The organism is Coriobacteriia bacterium (assembly GCA_031292615.1).
In the GTDB taxonomy this organism is placed as follows: domain Bacteria; phylum Actinomycetota; class Coriobacteriia; order Anaerosomatales; family JAAXUF01; genus JARLGT01.
Map to the genome: position 1 here is coordinate 1 of JARLGT010000125.1, position 17,340 is coordinate 17,340.

At 64.9% G+C, this 17,340-nt stretch carries 21 protein-coding genes and 1 tRNA gene; 5 read left to right on the top strand and 17 right to left on the bottom strand.

From position 1 onward, the window contains the following. Positions 1 to 294 precede the first annotated feature (294 nt). Positions 295 to 1,146 (top strand): polyphosphate kinase 2, encoded by an 852-nt coding sequence (gene ppk2 / locus P4L93_11585; protein MDR3687586.1) that lies wholly within the window; start codon positions 295 to 297, stop codon positions 1,144 to 1,146. A gap of 90 nt (positions 1,147 to 1,236) precedes the next feature. Here the strand turns inward: ppk2 and P4L93_11590 are convergent, their stop codons facing one another. The 8 genes from P4L93_11590 to P4L93_11625 form a co-directional block, all read right to left on the bottom strand. Continuing rightward, positions 1,237 to 2,385 (bottom strand): aldo/keto reductase, encoded by a 1,149-nt coding sequence (locus tag P4L93_11590; GenBank protein MDR3687587.1) that lies wholly within the window; start codon positions 2,383 to 2,385, stop codon positions 1,237 to 1,239. A gap of 81 nt (positions 2,386 to 2,466) precedes the next feature. Next, positions 2,467 to 3,798 (bottom strand): MFS transporter, encoded by a 1,332-nt coding sequence (locus P4L93_11595; GenBank protein ID MDR3687588.1) that lies wholly within the window; start codon positions 3,796 to 3,798, stop codon positions 2,467 to 2,469. Positions 3,799 to 3,941: 143 nt separating this feature from the next. Beyond that, a complete protein-coding gene (locus tag P4L93_11600) occupies positions 3,942 to 4,373 on the bottom strand; it encodes a hemerythrin family protein (GenBank protein MDR3687589.1) in 432 nt (143 codons plus the stop codon). Between the two features lie 83 nt (positions 4,374 to 4,456). Next, positions 4,457 to 4,681, bottom strand: coding sequence for a hypothetical protein (locus P4L93_11605; protein MDR3687590.1), 225 nt, complete (start codon positions 4,679 to 4,681; stop codon positions 4,457 to 4,459). A gap of 33 nt (positions 4,682 to 4,714) precedes the next feature. Next, positions 4,715 to 5,380, bottom strand: a complete 666-nt coding sequence (locus tag P4L93_11610; protein ID MDR3687591.1) for a nitroreductase — start codon at positions 5,378 to 5,380, stop codon at positions 4,715 to 4,717. A 146-nt stretch (positions 5,381 to 5,526) separates the two neighbouring features. Further along, positions 5,527 to 5,994 (bottom strand): MarR family transcriptional regulator, encoded by a 468-nt coding sequence (locus P4L93_11615; GenBank protein ID MDR3687592.1) that lies wholly within the window; start codon positions 5,992 to 5,994, stop codon positions 5,527 to 5,529. A 130-nt stretch (positions 5,995 to 6,124) separates the two neighbouring features. Continuing rightward, on the bottom strand, positions 6,125 to 6,586 hold the full coding sequence (locus P4L93_11620; protein MDR3687593.1) for a YaiI/YqxD family protein: 462 nt from the start codon (positions 6,584 to 6,586) through the stop codon (positions 6,125 to 6,127). Then, on the bottom strand, positions 6,583 to 7,164 hold the full coding sequence (locus P4L93_11625) for a GNAT family N-acetyltransferase (GenBank protein ID MDR3687594.1): 582 nt from the start codon (positions 7,162 to 7,164) through the stop codon (positions 6,583 to 6,585). Before P4L93_11625 ends, P4L93_11620 begins: the two co-directional genes overlap by 4 nt. A 180-nt stretch (positions 7,165 to 7,344) precedes the next feature. On the opposite strand from P4L93_11625, the gene P4L93_11630 reads away from it, so the two are divergent. Continuing rightward, complete coding sequence (locus tag P4L93_11630) at positions 7,345 to 8,853, top strand: diguanylate cyclase (GenBank protein ID MDR3687595.1); 1,509 nt, start codon at positions 7,345 to 7,347, stop codon at positions 8,851 to 8,853. Here P4L93_11630 and P4L93_11635 read toward each other — a convergent pair. Beyond that, complete coding sequence (locus tag P4L93_11635) at positions 8,850 to 9,251, bottom strand: hypothetical protein (protein MDR3687596.1); 402 nt, start codon at positions 9,249 to 9,251, stop codon at positions 8,850 to 8,852. The genes P4L93_11630 and P4L93_11635 overlap by 4 nt on opposite strands. 159 nt (positions 9,252 to 9,410) lie before the next feature. Continuing rightward, a tRNA-Asp gene (locus P4L93_11640) sits at positions 9,411 to 9,487 on the bottom strand. Between the two features lie 105 nt (positions 9,488 to 9,592). Between P4L93_11640 and P4L93_11645 the strand changes: the two genes are divergently transcribed. Genes P4L93_11645 through P4L93_11655 form a run of 3 tightly spaced genes read left to right on the top strand, consistent with a single transcriptional unit; the run spans position 9,593 to position 12,133 of the window. Beyond that, a complete protein-coding gene (locus P4L93_11645) occupies positions 9,593 to 10,273 on the top strand; it encodes a cobalamin-dependent protein (GenBank protein ID MDR3687597.1) in 681 nt (226 codons plus the stop codon). Positions 10,274 to 10,278: 5 nt separating this feature from the next. Next, positions 10,279 to 11,418, top strand: a complete 1,140-nt coding sequence (locus P4L93_11650; protein ID MDR3687598.1) for an ABC transporter permease — start codon at positions 10,279 to 10,281, stop codon at positions 11,416 to 11,418. Beyond that, on the top strand, positions 11,411 to 12,133 hold the full coding sequence (locus P4L93_11655) for an ABC transporter ATP-binding protein (GenBank protein MDR3687599.1): 723 nt from the start codon (positions 11,411 to 11,413) through the stop codon (positions 12,131 to 12,133). The genes P4L93_11650 and P4L93_11655 overlap by 8 nt, the downstream gene beginning before the upstream one ends. On the opposite strand, the gene P4L93_11660 is transcribed toward P4L93_11655, so the two are convergent. From P4L93_11660 to P4L93_11690, 7 genes are all read right to left on the bottom strand, one after another. Continuing rightward, a complete protein-coding gene (locus P4L93_11660; GenBank protein MDR3687600.1) occupies positions 12,130 to 12,744 on the bottom strand; it encodes a hypothetical protein in 615 nt (204 codons plus the stop codon). The genes P4L93_11655 and P4L93_11660 overlap by 4 nt on opposite strands. A 34-nt stretch (positions 12,745 to 12,778) precedes the next feature. Next, positions 12,779 to 13,150 (bottom strand): hypothetical protein, encoded by a 372-nt coding sequence (locus P4L93_11665; GenBank protein MDR3687601.1) that lies wholly within the window; start codon positions 13,148 to 13,150, stop codon positions 12,779 to 12,781. Continuing rightward, a complete protein-coding gene (locus P4L93_11670) occupies positions 13,150 to 13,722 on the bottom strand; it encodes a hypothetical protein (GenBank protein ID MDR3687602.1) in 573 nt (190 codons plus the stop codon). Before P4L93_11670 ends, P4L93_11665 begins: the two co-directional genes overlap by 1 nt. Positions 13,723 to 13,889: 167 nt before the next feature. Beyond that, positions 13,890 to 14,471 (bottom strand): hypothetical protein, encoded by a 582-nt coding sequence (locus P4L93_11675; GenBank protein ID MDR3687603.1) that lies wholly within the window; start codon positions 14,469 to 14,471, stop codon positions 13,890 to 13,892. A gap of 168 nt (positions 14,472 to 14,639) precedes the next feature. Beyond that, positions 14,640 to 16,031 carry a HAMP domain-containing sensor histidine kinase gene (locus P4L93_11680; GenBank protein MDR3687604.1) on the bottom strand — a complete coding sequence of 464 codons (1,392 nt, stop codon included), beginning with the start codon at positions 16,029 to 16,031 and terminating at the stop codon, positions 14,640 to 14,642. Between the two features lie 23 nt (positions 16,032 to 16,054). Continuing rightward, positions 16,055 to 16,777, bottom strand: a complete 723-nt coding sequence (locus tag P4L93_11685; GenBank protein MDR3687605.1) for a response regulator transcription factor — start codon at positions 16,775 to 16,777, stop codon at positions 16,055 to 16,057. Positions 16,778 to 16,840: 63 nt separating this feature from the next. Further along, on the bottom strand, positions 16,841 to 17,340 hold a 500-nt coding region (locus P4L93_11690; protein MDR3687606.1), incomplete at its 5' end, for a DUF72 domain-containing protein.

Below are 17,340 nucleotides of genomic sequence, written 5' to 3' on the forward strand. Positions count from 1 at the left end.
ACAGCGACAAGTGCGGCGGCGGTCATGAGAATGCGACGAATGGTACCCGGGTTCTTCATTGGCTCACCTCTGTGTTCAGATCAATCATCAGGTCATGTTTGGCCAGGAGTTGCCTGGTGAAGTGCGATGGTAGCGTCTAGACAACCTAATTGCTACTATTTTCGTCACATATCCACAACCTGACCACAACTCGCTTGCGGACCCATCACAGGCCATCAGGAATCTCAGACGAGTGCGCCTCACTCGGGTACGATTGGTTCGGGTGGGATCGCCAAGCCAACGAGGGAGCGCGGCATGGGCAAGGACGAGAAGGTGAACGGCTCGGCAGCTCGGCCCAAGAACCGCGAGCCGAAAGACACTCACAACGGCAAGCTCGACCGCGACTACTACGAGCAGGAACTCGCCAAGCTGCAGATCGAGCTCGTCAAGCTTCAGGAGTGGGTCGTGCGCGAGGGCCTGCGAGTTGTGGTGATCTTTGAGGGGCGAGATGCCGCAGGCAAGGGTGGCAGTATCAAACGCATCACCGAGGCGCTCAACCCTCGTGTCTGTCGCGTCGTCGCCTTGGGCGTGCCCACCGACCGCGAGAAGACGCAGTGGTATTTCCAACGCTACGTCGAGCGTTTGCCCGCAGCGGGCGAGATCGTCCTGTTCGACCGCTCCTGGTACAACCGCCCCGGGGTCGAACGCGTGATGGACTTTGCGACCGAGGCCGAGGTCGAGGAGTTCTTCCGCGAGTGCCCCGAGTTCGAGCGCATGCTGTGCCGCAGCGGGATTATTCTCCTGAAGTACTGGTACTCGATCTCCGACGAGGAGCAGGACCGCAGATTCCAAGATCGCCTCGATAACCCGCTCAAGCGCTGGAAGTTCTCGGAGATGGACCTCGAGGGCCGGGATCGCTGGGAGGAGTACTCTCACGCCAAGGACGAGATGTTCAAGTACACCGACACCAAGGAGTCTCCGTGGTGGGTGGTTGACGGCAACGACAAGAAGCGCGCGCGCCTCAACATGATCAGCCACCTGCTGACCCAGATTCCCTACGAGGATCTGTTGCCCCCGGCAATCACCCTGCCGCCGAGGAAAGAGCCGACCAAGTCCTACGTTCGCGTCCCGATCGACTCGCAGACCTTCGTGCCGCTGAAGTACTAGCCAGCCGGCCTGCGGATTGACACGCGTGCAAGCCCCGAAACAACGCACGCCCGGCTCGACGTCTCAACGCCGAGCCGGGCGTGCTGCAATCTACTCGCCGAATACGCTGGCGGCTTGAGCCATGAGCTGCGGGATCGGCAGCCCCTGCGGGCACACCTGCTCGCATGAACCGCACTCCGTGCACAGGCTCGCCTTGCCCTCGACGCGGGTGTAGCCGGTAAGCCACGGGTTTGCGTCGTCCCACATAGCCGAGTTGTTCAGAGCCGCAAGCACACCTGGGATGTCGACACCCGAGGCGCAAGGCATGCAGTAGCGGCAAGCCGTGCAGTCCGCCTTGATGCGAGCGTTCAGCACGCTCTGCGCGCGGTCGTAGACCGCGAGTTCGTCGGCGGAAAGCGCGCCGGCGGCGGCCGTCTCGGCGACTTTGAGGTTCTCGACGACCTGCTCCATCTCGTTCATGCCGGAGAGCAGCAGCGAGACGCCGGGCTCATTGTAGACGTAGCGCAGCGCCCACTCGGCGGGAGACCAGCCCTCGGCCCGCTCGTCGAAGACGGCCTGCATCTCGGCAGGCAGCTTCTGCGCGAGCTTGCCGCCCTTCAGCGGCTCCATGACGACAACGCCCATGCCCTTGTCGGCGGCGTAGCGAAGACCCGCGTAGCCGGCCTGGAAGTTGGTGTCCATGTAGTTGTACTGGATCTGCGCGAAGGCCCACGCGGCGTACTCGTCGCAGATGCGGACGAAGTCGCCCGCTTGGCCATGAAACGAGAAGGCTGCGTGGCGAATGAGGCCCTTGGCCTTCGCGTCGTCGAGGAACTCGCGGACGCCGAGGTCGCGCACCTTGTTCCAGGTCTCGCCGTTGAGCCCGTGAAGGAGGTAGAAGTCCAGGTGGTCGGTTTGCAGGCGCTCGAGTTGCTCGGCGAGGAACGTGTCCATCTCCTCGCGAGTCTTGAGGAAGAAGAGCGGCATCTTGGTGGCGAGATTGACACGCTCGCGGTACCCGCCTGAAAGCGCTTGGCCAACGAACGGCTCGCTCTCGCCCCGAGACCCGAAGTTGACGCCGTGATAGAAGTACGCCGTGTCGACGTAGTTCACGCCGTGTTCGATGGCGTAGCGGAGCAGCTCGGTGGCCTTGGGGTAGTCGATCTGGTTGGGTTTGTGGTCGATCACGGGCAGCCGCATGCAGCCGAATCCCAGAATCGAGACGTCGATGCCGGTCTGTCCGAGCTTGCGGTACTGCATGGTGCTCTCCTTCTCGCTGAAACCTCGCCCCACAAGTCTAGTCCGTCCCTCGGCCGAGTCGCCGGGCGGCTCGGGTCATTGCTACGCGCGATCCTCTTTCTCGGTCATGGACGGCTCTGCGATGTCGCCCTCGGGAAGCGTGGTGTGGCGTCCTCCCCGCATCGCATACAGCCCCACGGCTGCCGCGAGAACCGCGGCAGCACCGCCGGTTGCCATGCTCCAACGGGGATTGGCGTACTGGCCGATCCAGCCGATGATCGGAGCACCCACAACCGTCGAGCCCAGGAATGCGACGCTCCAAAGCGACATCACTCGCCCGCGCATCGTTGGCAGCGACTCGATCTGGAGAATCGTATTGGTCAGCGACGTGAACACGATCGAGAAACCACCGACCAGCACCATCAGGAGCGCCGCCACGACGGCCGTCGGTGAGAGCGCAACCGCAACCGTCGAGAGGCCGAAGCCAAGCGATGCAAGCGTGAGGGCCCGAACCGAGGCTCGGCGACGGCCCGCAGTGGCAAGGCCGCCGACCACGGCGCCCACGCCCATCGCAGACATGAGAACCGTGAGCAGAATCGTGTCGCTCTTGTCAGTCGTGTGGAACGTGAACTTCGCGAGCAGCGGGAGCATCACCTGAAACTCGAAGGTCAAGGTGCCCACAATCGCCATCATGATCAAGACGTCGAAGATCAGAGGGTTGCCCCGCACGTAGGCGAAGCCCTCGCGAATCTGCCCCTTCGCGGCGACCACGAGTTGGTCGCGATGAAGCGCCGTCCCCTTCATCAGCCACAGACACCACAGAACGGCTAGGTAGGACAGGCCGTTGATGATGAAGCACGGGGCCAGACCGATAGTCACGATGAGCAATCCGGCAAGCGCTGGCCCGATGACGCGACAGAGGTTCACCTCAAGTGCGTTGAGCGTGACTGCGTTGCGCAGGGTGTCAGGCCCGACAAGCTCGTGGACGAACGACTGGCGCGTCGGGTTGTCCAGCGCGTTGGTAGTGCCGAGAAGCAGCGCGAGTATGTAGAGCATCCAGAGCCGAACGGTGCCCGTGGCTACGAGCGTGCCCAACGTCAGCGCAAGCGTGGCCGCGAAACCCTGTGTAAGAAAGAGAAGCTTGCGCTTCGAGAAGCGGTCGGCGAGAACTCCCCCGTACGGTGCCAAGAAGAGCACCGGGAGGAACTGCAGCGCGATGACGATACCCAGCGCCGAGCCCGAGCCCGTAATCTTGAGCACGAGGAGCGACTGCGCAACGCCCTGCATCCACGTGCCGGTCAGCGAGATCGCCTGTCCGATGAAGAACAAGCGGTAGTTGCGCACCTTGAGCGACGAGAACGTCGAGCGCGCCCAACGGCGCAAGGGGTTCACCGGGCTGGGTCCGTACTGGATGGTAGCTTCCGAGTTACTCAAGGCCGTATCCGAGCATGGCATGGAGATGTGAGCGAAGGGTGCGAATTACGAGGCTCCAATGGTCTGGGAACCATATTATAGCGCGTGGCTCAATCTCGTTGGCGTGCTCGTGGGCCCTCTAGGCCCACGACGTCGCTTGCGCGTCAGGCGGGAACCGTAGGCTTGCGCGATGCGTCGATGCTCTCGATGTACTGGACCAGGGCCATGTCGTGCACCTGTATGTGGTCGCGCAGCCACGTGCACACCAGCGGCGCGAGCTGTGCCGGCGTGACGTCCTCGCCGTTGAAGTAGCGAGCGCTTATCGAGAGGGTCTCGACGCTGAGCTGTTCGTGCAACGAGCGATGCGGGCCTGCCATCGGATAGCGGTACTCCCGCATGATCGCCTCTTCGTCGTTGAAGTGCTCTACGACGTAGCCGATCAGTCCGTAGACAGCGTCGGAGACGGTGCCTTCGTCATCTGGAGAGTTCTCGATCGCAGCCTCAAGCTTGTTTGCGAGCGCAAAGAGGCTCCGATGCTCGGCGTCCAGAATCTGATGACCGGTTTCAAGTGCAGGATCCCATGCGAAGTACGACACGATGTTCTCCTCGGCAGTCGCCTACCTGCCCCCTTGAGATCTATCGGCAGATGCGATGCAAGGTATTAACGGCCGAGCTCAGCTCAGCCCTTGCCGAGCACTGACCCCACCTCGGCGGGTAGCCCGGCGAGCTGTTCAGCTGACAGCGACTTGATCGCGGCCCAGACCTCGGGGCAGTTCGCTCCGTCGGGGGTCGCGAGTACGACTCGCAAGGCGTCGTCGACCTGGCGACGCTCCGCCTTCTCGTAGGGTAGTTCGAGAGCCTCGAACAGCCATCCGATGTGCCGCTGGTAGCACGTCATCTGCACGCCGCCCCTCTGGGTCATCGCCGGACGCGGGGGCTACTCCTCGGCGCCCGATCCGTCGATGAACGTCGCGAACTCGTCGAGCTCGACTCGGTTGCGCTCACTGCGATTCACGACCGCCGTGTGGTCGATCAGCCCGAAAGCTATGCCGACGACGAAGTGCTTGCCCTCGGCCTCGGGGATCTCGGCGTGGAGCAACTCGCCGTAGCGCACGGCAGTCGCCATGACGCAGGTGGCGAACCCACGGTCCTCGGCAGCGAGGCACAACGTCTGCGCGAACAGGCCGGCGTCGAAGCACGCGTATGCCGGCTCCAGGTCCTCGTCGACAGCCAACAGGATCACGTACGGCGCGCCGTAGAACTCCCACACGCTTGCGGCCGATACCGCGTTGTCGCTGGCGCCGGGTGCCTCGGCAGGCGGGCGTCGGAAGACCATACGCTCGGAGAGGTAGGCGGGCCAGTCCGTGGGCGACGGGATGTCGGGGGTTGGCGGGTCCTCGGCGGCGACTTTCTTGGCGATGGCCGCTTTGAGTCGCTCGAGTGGCTCGCCGCTCAGCACGTAGACGCTCCATCCCTGCGAGTTGGCCCACGACGGCGCCCATTTCGCGAGGTCGAGGATCTGGCCGACCGTCTCGGTGTCCACGGTCTCGGCCAGGAAGGCCCGCGCGCTGCGGCGTTCTCTGATGGCGTGTGAGACTTGCATGGGTTGTTGCCTCCGAAAATGCGTAGCAATCGTCAGAAATGCGTACTAGATGAACCTACCCGTTGGGAGAAGTGGGAGTCGGCTGAAAAACAATCGGCTCGACTCCCTGACCTGCCGAGACACCCCACGTGCGAGCGCCTAGAGCCCTAGTGGACGGGTGCGGTGCCCATAGCGGATGCTTGGACCGCTAGCGAGAGCGAGCGCAGACCGCGCTCGAGAGCCTCCGCGTCGGACTGCTCCACGTTGCCCAGCCACTCCGCAAACGTCGAGTGGCGACCGAAGCGCAGCTCGTTGATGGTCTCGGCGCCCATCGCTGTCGCAGTCACCAACACCCGGCGCCGGTCGACTGTGTCCTGGATCCGCTCGACGTAACCCGGACGTGCAAGCTGGTCGACGATCAGGCTCGCAGAGGGCTGGCCGATGCTCAGCTCGCAGCCAAGCTGCGTCACCGAAATGCCGCCCGGACCGGCCGTGACCACTGCAATCAGGGCCTTGAACTGCGGCATCGTGAGCCCAAGCTCGATCAGCCTAGGGAGCATCACGCGATCCAACGCGCGCGCAATGACGCGATAGCTACTAACGATGCTTGCGTCCACGTCGGTTCGCTGTTGCACGCGCGTCCTCCTGCAGAATCACTTCGCTCATCCGTCAGTTTGCATGAGCAATGGAGGCATCCCCGCGCACCCCCAATAACATCGGCGGCGTCAATGTAGCACCGAAATGCGGCCCGCGGGAGACGCCCAGCTAAGACTGCTCTTTGGCCTGACGCAAGAGCCGCTCCACTACCTCCGAGAAGTGCTCGCGGTCCTCGTCGGTGAACGGGCGCGGTCCGCCGTGTCGGCCGCCAGCGCGCCTGAGCTTCTTCTCCTCATGGCGGATGTGCATCTCGGCGTCGATGGTTGCCATGTGGAAGACGTGTCCGCGTGGGCCGACGGCAGCCGCTCCGCGTCCCAGGACCATGGCGGCCAGGCCGATGTCCTGGGTGACAACGACGTCCCCCGGCTGCAACCGCTCGATAACCGCGAAGTCGGCAGCATCGGCGCCAGAGCTCACCTGAATCGCCTCGACGCCGGAGCGATTCGTGTAGCGGTCCATGTTCTGGGTCCCGTTCGCGACCAGCACGACGGGGATGCCCAGCGCGCGTGCCGCAGTGATTGCCTCGCGGGTCACCGGACAGGCATCGGCGTCGATGAAGAGCGTCGTCATCGGCTTACTTCCTCGGGCGCCGGATCGTCGGCAAGGCGCGCGAACATGACTAGGTCGACGCGCGTGCCGTGTTGCTCGGCGATTGACCGCATGACGCACTCGCGTGAGTAGCCGTTCTTCTCGGCGACTCGCTGCGAGGGAAGATTACGCTCGTGGACGGTGATCTGAAGGCGAGCCAGCGCGAGGGCCTCGAACGCCCAACCGGTCAGCAGCCCCACGGCGCGGGTCGCAACTCCACGCCCGCGGGCGGGCGCGAACAGCCAGTAGCCGATGGTGCCGATCGCCGGGTCGTCGAACGAGCGCTCCACGCCGATCGTGCCCAGAAGCTCGCCTGTGACAGCGTCGGTAACGGCAAAGCTCGCGTCGGCCCCGTCGGCCATCGCCTTGACGCGCGTGGTCACGTAACGCGCGGTCCCTTCGATGGTCTGGTCGAGAGGGATGGACATGTACTCGCGAACGGCCTCATCGGCGAGGTTGACGTGCAGAGGGGCGATATCTCCAGTGCTCAGCGTCCGCAGCGCGACGACCCCATCGCTCAAGGGCGGGTCGGGCGGGACGATGGGCGCAAGGTGGGTCACGTCGTGATCGCTCTCGTGAGTTGCCGAAATGGACGCCGAGCATGTCTAGGTAGTGTGACACAGGATTGGACGCTGAATCAGCCGCTCAGCAGGTCGAATGCAGCATCGGCGACTCACGGCCGAGCCATCTGTTGCCGATACTTAAGCCAAGTAACCGCTCGGTAGGAGTCTTTCGCCTCGATGACATCTCGGCCTACATCGCCGCTCGCCGGCCTCATCTCACTGCGCCACTTGCCTGGCCCGGTGCCTGCGACCGCGCGCAACACGTACGCGATCTCGTGGATGCTCCTGCTGGTGGTCGTGCCGCTGCTCGTTGTCTTCTGGGCGACCGTGCCGGTGATGCGTCAGCTGGTGATCGTGATCGGTGGCGTGCTCGTCGTCATCGCGATTACACAGATCATCCTGATCCGCATCGGCCGCGACGCTTCGGCAGTTCCGATGATGCTGATAGCCGGCTGGTCGATGTTGACGTGGGCCGCGTGGCTCACCGGCGGGCTCTACTCGCCGTCGCTCTACGCGCAGTTTGTCTTCGTAGTCCTCGCCGAGATGTGCAACGGATGGCGCTGGGGGCTGGCCACGCTCGGCTTCTCGCTGTCGACCATCGGCTTCTTCGCCTGGGCGCAACAGGCCGGCATCGTGCCACCGTCCATCATCGCTTCGTCGCTGTACCTGTACGCCGCGATCGTGTGCATCTACCTTGTCGCGCTCTTCATGCTCGAGGCGATGCTCTCCAACGGCATGCGCCGCGCTCAGGACCGGCTCGGCACAGAACTCACGGAGCGCCGAGCGATCGCGCGCCAGCTGCGTGACGTCATCGACAACGCACCGTTCGGCGCATTCATCGGCGAGGTCGACGACGGTTCTATCTGCATCACGCAGACGAACCGCTCGGCCGGACAGATCCTGAATCGCAACGCCGAGGAGTTCGTGAACTGCCGCGCCGAGGAGATCTTCCCGCGGCTCAAAGGCTCCGAGCTACTCACCGAGATCCATCGAGTCGCCGAGGCCGGCGGCACCTACGACCTGCACGACCTGGTCGCCACGATCCGCGACGAGAACCGCATCCTTGACGTCCACGCGTTCCAGATATCGGACTGCAGAGCGGTCGTGTTCTTCAGCGACGTGACCGAGCAGCGCCGATTCGAACGCGAGATGGAGTTCGCCGCGTTCCACGACGAGCTCACCAACCTGCCCAACCGCAAGCTTCTGCTCGACCGGCTGACCATGGCACTTGCCTCCGCCGAGCGCCGAGAGGCAGAGGTGGCCGTGCTCTTCATCGACATGGACAACTTCAAGCCGATCAACGACGAGTTCGGACACCCATTCGGCGACAAGTTGCTCCGCAGCGTTGCCCGTCGCCTTCAGGAGTCGGCGCGCGCAAGCGACACGGTGGCGCGGTTTGGGGGCGATGAGTTCACCGTCGTGCTCCCCGACGTAGCGGATGCCGAGCAGGTCGGCGCGATTGCCCAGAAGCTCGTCTACGCTTTCAGGGAGCCCTTCTCGATCGAGGGCCGCGAGTTGGTTGTCACCCTGAGTATCGGCGTGGCCATCACCACGCCTCTCGATCGCGAGATGGGCTCGCTGCTCGAACATGCGGACATGGCGATGTATCAGATGAAGCGAGCAGGACGAGACGGCTTCCAGATATACGAGCCACGCCGTCCCGCGGCATTGCATCAGGCGCTCTAGCCTGACGCGCCGCTCTCCCAAAGCTCGCAGACCCACTCGACACAGATGGGCGCACGACGCTCCCTCGGCAGCAGACAGCCGGTCTGGGGATGGCAGAACACGCACTTCCGGCTGTCGACCCAGATTGGCAGCGTCGCACGGTACGCCGCCCCTACAGCGTCGGGGCGATGGCTGATCCGAGGGTCGTGAAGCGGCTCAACACCCGCCTCACCCGCCATATAGGCGTCGGGTGTTACGACGAGCGCTCCGCTCCCAACGAGTCGCTCCTCCCACAGCGCGACGTAGTCGGGCAGCCACCCGTCGCCGATGTAGTCGCCGTTCTCGTCGTGGGCGAGATAGATCGCGCAGCACAGCCCGCCACACTCGTTGCAGAGGGCGAAGTTCTCCTCGGCGATCACGGTCTGGGACTCCTTGCTCGTGGGCTTCGGGCAATGAGCGTAGCACCGAGACTGCGCAGCGCGTTTCTTTGAATCCCGCAAGCCGTCCCTCGGGACGGCTTCTTTGCGCCGCTCAACACGCAAAAAGGCCGCCCTGTTGGGCGGCCTTTCGTATTCGCATGGCGGGAGTGACGGGGCTCGAACCCGCGACCTCCGGCTTGACAGGCCGGCGCTCTAACCAGCTGAGCTACACCCCCGCGTGGAGCGGTCCGCCATGCGCGGACAGCAGAGGGGATTCTACCGACAGCACGCATCGTTGTCCATAACCAACTAATCGCTGACCATCGGGTACCATAGACGGCATGAATAAGAACACATCTGACACCCCGGCCAGCCCGCCACGCACTCCCGACGAGCTGCGGCGAATCATCGCCGAGAGCCTCGACGCGCTGGATCGCGCGCGCGCGGTCGACGCCGCGTTGGACGCGGTCGCACGGGGCGACATCGACGTTGCCGACCTGTACACGCTGGTGCTCGGCCCGTACCTCACCGAGGTCGGCTCCCAGTGGCAGCACGGTCAGGAGCGCGTGTGGCAGGAGCACTTCGCCTCGCACGCGATACGCACCATCGTCGAGGCGCTCTATCCCGAAGTCGCTCGGAAAGCCGCCGAGGCGCCCAGTCGTCACGAGACAGTCTTGCTGGTCTGCCCTCCCAACGAGGAGCACGAGTTGGGATTGCGCATGCTCTCCGACCGCTTCGAGATGGCCGGCTACCGCTCGGTCTTCCTCGGCGCCGACACACCCATCGCCGAGATCGTCGAGGCTGCGGGGGCGGTGCACGCCACGATCGTCGCGCTCTCGATCTCGACGGTGTTCGAGCGCGTCGAGCTTCGCTGCTTCGTCGACACGTTGCACGAGCGACTGGCCGGCACGCGCATCATCGTAGGCGGCCCGGCGCTGAAGCACGACCCAGGCGGTTGGGCGGCCGAGGAACTCCTCGACCCGTCTGAACTCGGACTTCCCGGCGCAAGCGCAACGCGGTGAGAGGAATGCTCCCGCTGCGCATAGCTTGGCGTTTCCTGCGCTCAAGCCCCGTCCAGTCCGCGCTCATCTGCGCAGGTATCGCCGTGGGCATTGCCACGCAGATCTTCGTGGGCTCGCTCATCACAAGCCTGCAGATCAACCTGCTCAACACGACGATCGGCTCGGCGGCTCAGGTCAACATCTCGGCCATCAAACAAAGCGATCCCGTGCGGTTCACTCGCGACATGCAGGGCGTCGTGTACGGCGATCCCCGCGTGAAACAGGGGGCGGTCGCCCCAACCACCCAGGCCCCCGCCCTGTTCAGCAACGGAACCGACAGCTCCACCTTGGGGTTGATTGGCGGGGAGCTGAACGAACTCGACGGTATCTACAAGATCAAGTCGCGCACGATCCATGGAGTGGCCTCGATCGGCCCGGGTGAGATCATGCTGGGCAAGGACTTCGCGACCCTGTTCAACGTCAAGCCAGGCGACACGGTATCGCTGAAGTTCCAGAACAACCAGACCGGCTCATTCAAGGTCACGGGCATCTTCGATCTGGGCAGTGCGCAGTTCAACTTGCGCCAAGCGTTTGTCGCGGGCGAGGTCGCGCAGAACGTCAACGGTTGGAGCGGCAATCAGTACTCGATGATCTCGGTGCAACTCAACCACCCCTACGACTCCAAGGCTGTGGCCGCCAACTGGAGCAGCCGTCTTCCGGGCGTTTCGATCACTGAGTGGCAGAGCCAGAACGCGAGCTTGCTCGCCGGGCTGGTCAGCCAAGCCGTGTCCGGCTACATGATTCAGGGTTTCGTGCTGATCGCCGTAGCGCTAGGTATCGCTTCGACGCTGGCCATCGCAGCCGTGCAAAAGACTCGGCAGATCGGCATCCTCAAGGCGATGGGGCTGTCTGACAAACTGTCGGGTCAGATCTTCCTGTGGCAGGCGGTCATCTTGGGACTCGGCGGCTCGCTTGGTGGAGTGATCTCGTCCTTCGCGCTGCTGGCGCTCTTCCGACTCGCACCCGTGCCGTTCTCGATCACGATGGACCCCACGTTCGTAGCCATATCGGCGGCCATCGGCGTGGGCGTCGCGCTGCTCTCCTCGATCATCCCAATCCGTCAGACCTCGCGCTTGGACCCGATCGAGGTGATCCAGAATGGCTGATTGCCCACATGGCCAGCTGCTCGAAGCGTGCAGCCTGGACAAGATCTACGGCGAGGGCGACGCGTCCACCCACGCGCTCAGGGGCGTGAGCTTCGACCTCTGCGCCGGTGAGTTCGCCTCGATCGTGGGACAGTCGGGCTCGGGCAAGTCGACGCTGCTGAACCTGCTTGGCCTGCTCGACTCACCCTCGAACGGCACCGTGAAGTACAACGAGGTCGACGCCGAGAAGCTCGCGAAGCAGGAGAAGGCCCAGCTGCGTAACGGGCTGATCGGCTTCGTTTTCCAGTTCCACTACCTACTGCCCGAGTTCAGCGTCTACGAGAACGTCGCGATGCCGGCTTTTATCGGCGGGAAGCTTGCCGAGACAGAGACGCGCTCTCGCGTCGAGGAGACGCTGTCGATGCTGGGCATCGAGGGCATGAGCGGCAAGAACGCCAACCAGCTCTCCGGTGGTCAGAAGCAGCGAGTGGCCATCGCTCGCGCGCTGATGAACCGACCCGCGATAGTACTCGCCGACGAGCCCACGGGTAACCTCGACACCGTCAACACCAACCTCGTCTACGACCTGTTTCGGCAGATCAACAAGGAGACAGGCACGGCGTTCCTCATCGTCACGCACGACCGTTCGATCGCCGAGCGAACCGACCGCATCCTCGAGATCAGCGACGGCGAGCTCGTACAGGACGTTCGCTCGAGCGAGGTTATCGGGAGCTAGAGAGCGGACGGCGGGTGGTCCTCGCTTGTGGCCGGTGCAGCTTCGGCGACATCGACGGGCGCAAGCGGCGCAGCGGTGGCCGCATCTTCCGGGGCCGCGCGCAGTTCCGGGTCGACGAGCAGCGCGGCTGAGAACAGCTGTGTGCGCACGGTCGGTGATGCGTGAATCGCGCGGCGAACCAGCCTGGCCACCTTCGACCACGGATTGCGCCAGACATCGATCGCTATCGCAACGCCGGCGACGACTGCAGCCGTCCCGGCCGTAACCATGCTCCAGAGGTATGGCAAATCGAGCGGGTTGATCGCCAAGTCAAAGCCGGGAGGCGTCCGAGGCCAGATCAGCGCCGCAGCTGCAGCGACCGCCACTCCCACGCCCAGAATCGCGCACGCCAGCAGAACAAGGACGGGCTGTATGCCCATCACGCGTGATAGTTCCGCCGAGGGCCACTCCCCCGGAGGAGCGCCTGCCTCACGGCGCGCATGTGCGTAGTCTGCCAGCGTCCGACGCCAGTTGCGTTCATGCCAGATCGAAACTGGGATGAACACGAGCAGCAGCACGGCACAGGGCCAGAGTGAGAACTCGAGCGTCGGCAGATACCACGATACGAGCACAGCGCCTCCTCGAAACGGTCGCTGTCAGTATCGCCTACTTCAGGCCCGAACTGACGCCGTTGAAGTCACTGTCGCTAGGTACGCTCATCTTGTCGAGCTCACCTTGGATCGCCGAGAGTTCGGCGTCGATCGCCTTGGCGTCGCTTGCCGAGAGACCCTTGCCCTTGGCTTTGCCTGCCGAAGTCGAGGCCACGCTCTTGGCCGGAGCAGGCGCGACTGTCGCTGCGACCGTGGTCGTCGCGTTAGGGGTGACTGTGGCGGTCACCGTGGCCGCCGACGTCCCGGTCGGCGCTACGGTCGGCCCGCTGCCAAGCGGCGAGGCGGCCTGGCCGCACCCGGCAAGTGCAAGCGCCGCGGCGAACAGCGCGCAGCAGATGACGCGTCGAATCCAACGCCGGCAATCCATCAGTTCGTCCCGCCCGCTGCCTGCGCCGCAGCCTTCTGCGCATTGACGACCGCGCGCAGGTCGACTACCGCCGCGCGAAGGTCGCTACGCGCGGAGCGAAGCTCGGCTGCGGCCTGTCGCCCGATCGCGCGGGCAGCGGCAAACGCGGCCTTCCGGTCGGTGGCCGACGGCACGGCATTGAAAGCGTCGACCGCCTTGGCCTCCAAGTCGGATGCGGCGCTGACATGCGCGCTCGCCGAGTCGAGTAGCGCGCGAGCGGAAGTGACGTCGCCGCCTACGGCAGCGAGCTTGTCGGCAATCCCGCTCACCTTGGCGATACGCGAGGTCAGCCGCGTCGAGACGTTGTCGAACCTCGTCTTGCGGCGCTCGAGCACGGCCGCGATTCTGGCTTCCAATGCCGCGCCAACTCGTGTGCCGACCGTCGACAGGGCAGTCCCGAGCGACTGCGTGGACAAGTTGATACCTGCAAGCGCCCGACCCTTGGGCGAGGCCACCGCGCCGGTGGGCAGCGCAACAGCCAAGGCCATGGCGCATATCAGTAGGATTGCGATTCCGAGCCTGCGTGCCGACATCTCACACCTCGTTCGTTTGCGGACGGCCGATCCCAACCGCCTTCAATCAGACTAGCGCGCGCAGCGGTTGTGTGGCGATTGACCGCGTATTGATTTTCTGTTGAGCTTACTCGTCGAGCGAGCGCGCCGGAGATGCGACGCGCTCGCTCGAGCGGGGCGCCTCTGCGTTAAGCGAAGTCCTTCGCCGAGACCTTGGACTGCTGGGCGTACTGCTTCACGAGCTTCCACAGATCCGATGCCGCGGCCTGCTTCCAACTACGGGCACTCCTTAGCGAGCCGCGCGCCGTCTTGAACTCGGCGTTCGCCCGGGCCAAGGCGGCCTTGCGATTGACGAAGTACGGCACGAGCCTCAACTCGGCGGCGGCGATCTTGGCTTGCTGCTGCGAGACAGCAAGATAGTCGCGAGCGGACTTGAGTTCCTCGCGAACGTGAGTCACGTCGCCCCCAGCCTTGTGGACCAAGGTTGCGATGAAGCCGAGGCGGTTGATGCGGCGTCGCAGAACCGACGCGTCGTGGTTGAAGGCGGCGAGACGCACGCGCGCCTTGACGCGGTACTCCACGATCGCCTTCTTGCTGGGATGGGCGATCATCGGGAAGGTCGCGGGGACGGAAGGCGGCGGCGTGGTGGTCGCCACCACAGTGCCCGTCGAGTCGGCCGTATCGGCCATCGCAACCGCTGGCAGCGCCGCGGCGGCGCTCAGGGCGAGCACCGCAAGCCCTGCGGCAAGGATGGTGCGCATCTTTCTCATCACAGATCACCTCGTGTTCTCGCGGGCTGCCCCGTCGGCAGCCCCTCGAGTACGACTATCGAGTGCTGGAGTTGCGATGAGATTGGCGTAGGGTTGAGTTTGGGTTGAGGCTTGGAAAGGGCGCGAAGGTAGGCTGGCAGTGGGGTGGGCACCCCGCGACGCCCCCGCCTACACCGCCGCTGGCAACTCGATCTCGAACCGCGCACCGCCAAGATCGCTCTGACCGGCCACGACTGTGCCGCCCATCAGCTCCACCAGCCGCCGGCAGATCGCCAGGCCCAGTCCGGCTCCCCCACCGCTCGATGCGCGCGACGCTTCCAACCGGGTGAAGCGGCCAAAGACGTCCTCACGCCGCTCGGCAGGGATTCCCGGCCCCGAGTCGTCGACCCGCAGCGCCACGGTTTCAGACTGAAGGACAACGGAAACCTGCACTTGCCCCCCGCTTGGCGTGTAAGCGATGGCGTTGGCAACCAACGCAGAGAGCGCCTGCAACAGCCTCTCGGAGTCGCCGACCGGCCGCAAGCCGTCGGGCAGTTCGATATCCAGCGCCACGCCCGCTTCCTCGGCAACCGCCGAGAACCTCCCGCGCAGCGCATCGCCAACCAGTCCAAGGTCGACTGGCACGCGCGCAATCTGCACCGCACCGGCATCAAGCTCGGAGAGCGCCAGCAGCGTCTGCGACACCTCGCCAATCCGGGTCGCCTCGTCGCGGATGACGCTGAGCGCGTGCACGCGAGCGTCGGGCTGGGTCACCGTGCCATCGAGCATCGCCTCGGCAAAGCCTCGAATGGACGTCAGCGGCGTGCGAATCTCGTGCGATACGTCGCCAACGAACGCCTTTTGCGCGGCGTACGCATCGGCGACACGGGTCGACATCCGGTTGAACGAGCGCGCAAGCGAAGCGGTCTCAGCATCGCCCTCCTCGGCGACTTGCGTGCCGAGAGCACCGCCCGCAACCTCCTCGGCGGCGGCCTGGAGTCGCACGAGCGGGCCGGTGAAGCGCTTGGCGAGTAGCCCGCCCGCGGCGTAGGCGACGAGCGCGGCGGCGAGCAACGCGATGCCCGCCACCACGAGCAGCCCGGCCTGAGCGCTCCGGATCTCCGATAGCCCCTGCACCGCCACAAGCTCGTGCCCGCTATCGATCGCCGAGGCGACCACCAGCACCTGCGCACCCGACGCGTTGCGCAAAGTCCCCGTTCGGGTCTGCTCCGCGCCCACACGCGTCAACCGCGAAATCGGAAGCGACGTTGGAGGCGATGAGGACGAGGCAAGTTGCACGACTCCGGCCGAGTCGGTCACGAACAGTTCAGCGCCGATAAGCCCGGCCTCGACCTTGAAAAGACGGTCGCGAGCGTCGGTGGTGCCAGTCGCGAGCTGCGAGGCGACGGCCTGTCCTTTGGCCAGCGCAGCCACCTGGCGCGAGAGGTCGTCGGCACGCTGACGAATCGAGTACTGCGACCAACCGACGGCAAAAACGGCGAAGGCGACAACGAGCGCGATGAGCGCGGCGAGAACCAGGTAGAGACGCGCACGCGAGGCGACACTTCGGCGTGAGCGCATTGGCCTTCGCGTGGCCGACACCGTCATTTCGCGTCCCGGCGCACGCGGTAGCCCACGCCGCGCACCGTCTCGATGAAGCGGGGCGTCGCGGCGTCGTCCCCCAGCTTCTCGCGTAGGTGACGGACGTGGACGTCGACACCCCGGGCCTCGGCGTAGTCGGAGAAGCCGAGCGCGGCCTCAAGGAGCTGCTCTCGGCTGAAGACCACGCCCGGTCGACGAGCCATCGCCAGGAGCAGGTCGAACTCCCTCGCGGTCAGAACGACAGCACAGCCGTCGATCGAGACCTCGCGGGCCTCCGGATCGATCGACAGTCCGCCGATGCTCACGACCTGCACGCCCGCGCGAGCCTGTGGCCCCGTCCCGCCCGCCTTGGCGTCGTTGCCATCGTCCGTGCGCCGCAACACGGCGCGTACGCGCGCAACAAGCTCCGGAGGCGAGAAGGGCTTGACCATGTAGTCGTCGGCGCCCGCCTCAAGCAAAGCGACTTTGTCCATCGCGGTGTCACGGGCCGTCAACATCACGATCGGCACTTGGGAGAACTCGCGGACTTGTGCGGTCACTTCGGCGCCGCTCGCACCAGGCAGCATGATGTCAAGCACGACGAGATCGGGCGAGAGTGCCCGCACTTTCTCGACCGCCTCGGTGCCTGTCTCGGCGGATTCAACCGTGAAGCCGGCGGCGGTCAGGTACAGGCTCACGAGCTCGCGGATGTTGGCCTCGTCGTCGACGATGAGCACGGTTGTCATCGAGTCGCTGCTCCTTGTGGTCGAACCGGACTAAGGGCCAGTGTAGCCTTCTGCCTCGGCCACTTAGAACAGCGTGCCGGTCCACTCCCCGGTCTCGGCGATCGTCGGCGCGCCAGTCTCGGCGAGTTCGTCGACCTGCTCGGGCACCGGCTCGCCGGTCTCCCCGACCCCACTGAGCCGAGGCGCCACCACGTCGCCGAGGATCTCGGCCATCTCGCGGGCGTTTCTGGGCGCGTAGTCGTACTTGCAGTTGTTGAACATCACCCAAGTACGCTCGGTCTCCTCGGCGAGCCGATGGATGGGCGCGTCCCAGCCCTCGAGCTCTTCGGGCGAGTAGAGATAGTCGAAGCGATCGGCCGCCGAGACGGTCTTGGCGCTCCACATGCCGGCGTTGCGACCGTGGAAGCGCACGTAGCCGAGAGGCGAGGTTGCTGCGGTGATGGGCGGCACAACGTGAGCACCGGGGATCTGCGGCTCGTCGACTGCCACGTAGGTCAGGAAGCGGTCGGCGAGGAAGCGCATGGTCTGAGCGAGCCGCGGCCCCTCGACCCAGGACGAGTGGC